This is a genomic window from Cellvibrio sp. (assembly GCF_053579595.1).
In genome coordinates, this window is the sequence record NZ_JBRFPI010000363.1 from 1 (window position 1) to 4,517 (window position 4,517).

At 49.4% G+C, this 4,517-nt stretch carries 5 protein-coding genes; 3 read left to right on the forward strand and 2 right to left on the reverse strand.

Annotation, left to right across the window (positions count from 1 at the left end; translation table 11 throughout):
- Nucleotides 1-189 precede the first annotated feature (189 nt).
- Nucleotides 190-933 carry an FKBP-type peptidyl-prolyl cis-trans isomerase gene (locus tag ACWA6V_RS17695; RefSeq protein WP_449523736.1) on the reverse strand — a complete coding sequence of 248 codons (744 nt, stop codon included), beginning with the start codon at nucleotides 931-933 and terminating at the stop codon, nucleotides 190-192.
- Between the two features lie 440 nt (nucleotides 934-1,373).
- On the opposite strand from ACWA6V_RS17695, the gene ACWA6V_RS17700 reads away from it, so the two are divergent.
- Both ACWA6V_RS17700 and ACWA6V_RS17705 read left to right on the forward strand, forming a co-directional pair.
- The gene (locus ACWA6V_RS17700; protein ID WP_449523737.1) at nucleotides 1,374-2,213 is read left to right on the forward strand and encodes a hypothetical protein; all 840 of its coding nucleotides are present in this window, start codon (nucleotides 1,374-1,376) and stop codon (nucleotides 2,211-2,213) included.
- A 124-nt stretch (nucleotides 2,214-2,337) separates the two neighbouring features.
- On the forward strand, nucleotides 2,338-2,568 hold the full coding sequence (locus tag ACWA6V_RS17705; RefSeq protein WP_449523738.1) for a DUF2789 domain-containing protein: 231 nt from the start codon (nucleotides 2,338-2,340) through the stop codon (nucleotides 2,566-2,568).
- Here the strand turns inward: ACWA6V_RS17705 and ACWA6V_RS17710 are convergent.
- Nucleotides 2,545-3,075, reverse strand: a complete 531-nt coding sequence (locus ACWA6V_RS17710; protein WP_449523739.1) for a TIGR02444 family protein — start codon at nucleotides 3,073-3,075, stop codon at nucleotides 2,545-2,547. The two genes, ACWA6V_RS17705 and ACWA6V_RS17710, sit on opposite strands and share 24 nt — an antisense overlap.
- Nucleotides 3,076-3,125: 50 nt before the next feature.
- Between ACWA6V_RS17710 and ACWA6V_RS17715 the strand changes: the two genes are divergently transcribed.
- The coding region (locus ACWA6V_RS17715; protein WP_449523740.1) for an ABC-F family ATP-binding cassette domain-containing protein at nucleotides 3,126-4,517 on the forward strand (1,392 nt) is incomplete at its 3' end.

Genomic DNA, 4,517 nt, shown 5'->3' on the forward strand with positions numbered 1-4,517 from the left:
CTCACAGCCGACCTGTCGCACTTGGGCGAAGCACTCGAAGTGCGCTTTAGCACCGAAGACCGCCTCATCTCGGTACTGCACACATCGCACAAAGATTTGGTTAGTTAAAAAGTCGCACCACAAAATTACCGCCATAAAAAAACCCGCTCATGAGCGGGTTTTTTTATCGCCATAAGATCGGGTTAAATCTTATTTAGCTTCTGCAGCAGCTTCAGCCGCTTTGATTTCCAACAATTCAACTTCGAAAATCAAGGTTGATGATGGTGGAATTGGGCCTTGACCACCAGCACCGTATGCCAACTCTGATGGGATTACGATTTCCCACTTGGAACCTTGTGGCATCAATTGCAGGGCTTCAGTCCAACCCGGAATTACACCATCCAATGGGAAGGTTGCCGGTTGGCCATTTTTGATCGAGCTATCAAATTCGGTACCGTTGATCAGCTTGCCAACATAGTTAACAGTTACAGTGTCGGTTGCTTTTGGCTTGGCGCCTTTACCTTCGGTGATCACTTTGTATTGCAGGCCGCTTGCAGTGGTAGTTACACCTTCTTTAGCCTTGTTTTCTTCGAGGAATTTTTTGCCTTCAGCAATATTGGTTTCGCTCAGTTTCTTTTGTTCTTCTTCTTGTTTAGCCATGGCTTTTTGCTGAACTTCTTGCATGATCTTTTGCATATCTTCTTCACTGATGCGAGAAGGTTTGCCGTCACGGATATCAGTCAGCGCCAATGACAATGAGTCAGGCTCAATGGTCAGGCCGCCATTTTGCAGGTTTTTACCCAGGTTTTGACCAATGATGTAGTTCGCTTTTTGCTCCAGAGTCGTCAGCTTTGCACTGTCATCAACCGGTTTTGCTTCTTCTTTTTTGTTGCAGCCCATCAAGCCAGCAGTAGCAGCCATCAGGCCAACAACCAATAAACGTTTGTTAAACATAATGCACCTTATTAGTAATCATTGATTTGTAATCGTTGTCTGTGTGAAGCAAGCGTGCCGCTCACTTGGTCCTAGCCGACACCTTATACTGCGGCGCCAGAGCAGGCGGCAATGGTATACCAACTCCAGCCAAATGTGCGCGTTTTTAGCGCTTGCCCACGTTAAACCGCCAGCCAAAGTGTGTACTGCACCCCATTTACCTCCGGAGAGTTGCAGCCGCTAGCATCAGAACCGATTCAGACTGCTTGCTTTTCACAAAGTTCACGCCCATTACCCTCTATCGCTCAGGGTTATTGCCAGCTAAAGTACAAACCCATCGCCCTGCATAGAGGCATACACTTTTTAGTGGGGCGCAGCTACAATTCGCCCGAAATGCATCAACAGTTTACTGTGCTACTCATTAGACGTTTCCAACGCTTTTTTCATACAGGTATTTTTTTATGGCCGCCACCAAAACTCCAAAAAATTCAATTGCTGAATTGGAACAAGAAATCGCCAAGCTGGGTGCTGCGCTGGATAAAGCGCGCGCGCAAGAACTTGCTGCTGCAGAAAAAACAGTTGCTGCAGAAAACAAAGCGCTGGTTAGCGCCAAGAAAAAAGTGGCTGATCTGTCAGCAAAAGAAAGCAAAACCCCTGCGGCTAAAGCGCGCCTGAGTCAGGCGAAAAAAGATTTGGCCGCACAAGCCAAAGTGGCTGCCAGCGCGCAAGCATTGTTGGACAGCTTAAAAGCGGCGCAAGCGGCGAGTAAAGAAATTGCCAAGGCCGTTGCAGATCAGCTCAAAGGCAAGGCTAAAAAAGCCGGTAAGGCCGCCAAAGTAAAACCTGCAAAAACAGCTTCAGCAAATGTTGATGCACCCAAAGCTGAAAAAACCGCAATCAAAAAAGTCACGAAAAAGCCTGAAACAAAAACCGCAGAGCCAGTAAAAAGCACTGCAACCAAAACCAAGGCGGCTAAAACCAAAGCGACCAAAACCAAGCCAACAGCAACACCTGGAGCTGTCCAGCCTGCAGCTCCTGCCGAACAGCCAGCACCAAAAGTTGTCGCCGCTAAAAAAGCCCCTGTTAAAAAAGCGCCAGCCAAAAAAATAGAAAGCGCCACTGAAAATGCTGCACCCGCCCCAACTGCTGCTGTTGAGGCGCCTACTGTAGCACCCGCAGTTGAAGCACCTGTAGTGGTTAACGAGCCATCCGCCGTTGAAACACCGGCGGTCGCCACCAGCGTCGAATCACCGTCAACTCCAGCGCTGCCATTCGATGATGACCAAGGTTCATTGAATTAAGGATTCATCACATCGGCTTACATAAAAAAGGGCACCATCGGTGCCCTTTTTTAATAACAAAAGATTCAAACGTCCGCGCCAAATCTCCTTCATACTCTAGCTAAGTAATTAGGAGCACTCCATCATGAATACGTCCACTATCGCAATGCCGCAACTATTTGAGCAATTAGGTTTGGAATCAAGCAATCTGGCTATAGCGCGCTTTATCAAACATCATCATTTACCTGATGATATTAAGCTGCAAGCCGCTGATTTTTGGACCCAATCGCAACGTCAATTTATCAAAGATAGTCTGCAACAGGATTCCGATTGGTGCGAAATTGTAGACCAGTTAGATGCGCTCTTGCGTCACTGAAGCGGTGCCGCTATCAAGCAACGCCAACACTTCCCTAATCGCGCTTTCGGCAACATTGAGATACTGTAAATAAAAGCGAAGATTCTCTCCTGCCGTGGGTAGATGTGCGCTGGCTACGGCTGTCTTACCCCAGCTTTGCGGCAGCACCTCCAGCAGCGACAGTACTTGTTTTTCCGCGAGCAATTCCGCCTGTTTAATTTGGCTGCGCACTTGTTCGATATCCGAATTCGCCCCACCAAATTCTGCTTTCATCCGCCGCCGCAATTGTCGCAGGGGTACAACATAGTGCTCGTCCCATGCGTGGATACGCTTCTGCGCGTTGCGCAGGCGCGCTGCATCCAGAGTTAATCCTCGCTGTTCCAGCCAGAGGCACCAGAACAATACATTCACATTTACCCCATGCTCATCTTGCAGGCGCAGGCACGCATCCGCCACACCGGCGCGGGCATACTGGCGCAGGGAAAAATCCCACAGATTGGATCTATCATCGAGTGACGCAGTGGGCATAACAAAATCCGCTAGCAGGGGTTTGGGGCAAGTCTGCTAGAATGCGCGCCATGATTCAATTACAAAACACCTCCGTTCAGCGCGGCACCAAATTTTTATTAGACGGTGCCGACCTCACTATTTATCCGGGCCAGAAAGTCGGTTTGATCGGCGCCAATGGCACCGGCAAATCCACCTTGTTCCAATTGTTGCTCGGCAAACTACACAGCGATACCGGCACGCTTGATATCCCCAAACAGTGGCGTGTAGCACATATGGCGCAAGAGGTTGGGCATACCAGCCGCAGCGCGCTCGATTATGTGCTCGATGGTGATAGCGAATTGCGCCGACTGGAGCAGGAAATTGCCACCGCCTTGCAAGATCCGCAACACAACGGCGAACAGCTCGCGCATCTGTATAGCGATATGGAAAATATCCACGCATATACCGCGCCCTCACGCGCGCAGCAATTATTAAATGGTTTGGGCTTTGCGCCGGGTGATGATAAACGCCCGGTATCGGATTTTTCCGGTGGCTGGCGCATCCGCTTAAATCTCGCGCAAGCATTGATGTGTCCATCGGATTTATTGCTGCTCGACGAACCGACCAACCATTTGGATTTAGATGCGACCCTGTGGCTGGAAGAGTGGCTCAAACGCTATCCCGGTACTTTGATTATTATTTCGCACGACCGCGATTTTCTCGACAATATTGTTGACCGCATTGTAAATATCGAAAAACAAAAACTCGATAATTACAGCGGCAACTATTCAGCGTTTGAACGCCAGCGCGCGGAAAAACTTGCACAGCAACAGGCGAGTTTTGAGAAGCAGCAAGAGCGTATTGCACACGTTGAAAATTATATTCGCCGCTTCCGCGCGCAAGCCACCAAAGCGCGCCAGGCGCAGAGCCGGATTAAAGAATTGGAGCGCATGGAAAAGATTGCGCCGGCGCATATCGATTCACCATTCACCTTTACTTTTACTTGCAATGACAAAATGTCAGTGCCATTGGTGCATATCGCGCGCGCTGACATTGGCTATAAAACTGATGATCAGGGAGCCAAAGTTGTTTTAAATAAAGTTGAATTGAGTATTCGCGCCGAAACGCGCGTGGGTTTACTCGGCCCCAACGGAGCGGGTAAATCAAGTTTGGTAAAAACCCTTGCCGGTTCGCTGCCGCTACTGGCTGGTGATCGCACTAACGGCGAACATTTTAAACTCGGCTACTTTGCGCAACATCAATTGGAAGCACTGGATATTAATGCTTCCGCGGCATTACACATCCAACGCTTGGCGCCGCAGGCACGCGAGCAGGAAATCCGCGATTTCCTCGGCAGTTTTGATTTCCATGGCGACCGCGCCTTTGAACCCATCACCCATTTTTCCGGCGGAGAAAAAGCGCGTTTGGCATTGGCGATAATCGCGTGGGAAAAACCCAATGTGTTATTGCTCGACGAACCC